General features: G+C 65.0%; 1 pseudogene. It reads left to right on the top strand.

Annotation, left to right across the window (positions count from 1 at the left end):
* Positions 1 to 414: pseudogene (locus tag NW858_RS11950) on the top strand (hypothetical protein); the annotation flags it as partial.
* Positions 415 to 580: the final 166 nt, after the last annotated feature.

Raw genomic sequence — 580 nt, 5'->3', positions numbered from 1 at the left:
GACTACGAGATCCGCGTTCAAGAGGGAGGCGGACCCAAACGACGTTTTGCCAGCCTCTCTGGAGGAGAGCAGATGTCGGCAGCTCTGGCAGTTCGCCTGGCTTTGCTTAAGGTGTTAGGACAGTTGGATATTGCCTTCTTCGACGAGCCCACCACCGGGCTTGATCCGATCATGGGCGCGATCATCGACGCGCTGATCGTCGAGCAGGTGAAGCGGCTGGGCGCCACCGCCTTCTCGATCACCCACGACATGGCCTCGGCACAGCGGATCGGCGACACGGTGGCGATGATCCACGGCGGCAAGATCATCTGGGTCGGCCCCGCTCGCTCCATCCGCGAGAGCGGCAACCCCTATGTCGATCAGTTCGTGAAGGGATCGACCGAGGGGCCGATCAAGATGGAGGTGCGGCGGTAGCGCGCCGGTTGCCGGCCGCGCCGGAAGGCCCTATCCCCCGCGCCATGCCGCTTGCGCCCCAGGACCTGCTCGACCGTCTCGCCGAACTCGGCATCGACCAGACCACCCGCTGGCATCCGCCCGTCTTCACGGTCGAGCAGACCAGGGAACTGCGTCTCCACGAGAC

Origin of the sequence: Synechococcus sp. H55.10 (assembly GCF_047502715.1) — a bacterium.
Classification (GTDB): Bacteria; Cyanobacteriota; Cyanobacteriia; order Thermostichales; family Thermostichaceae; genus Thermostichus.
Note: the sequence above shows the minus strand (reverse complement) of the source record. Positions and strands in the feature narration are given on the sequence as shown.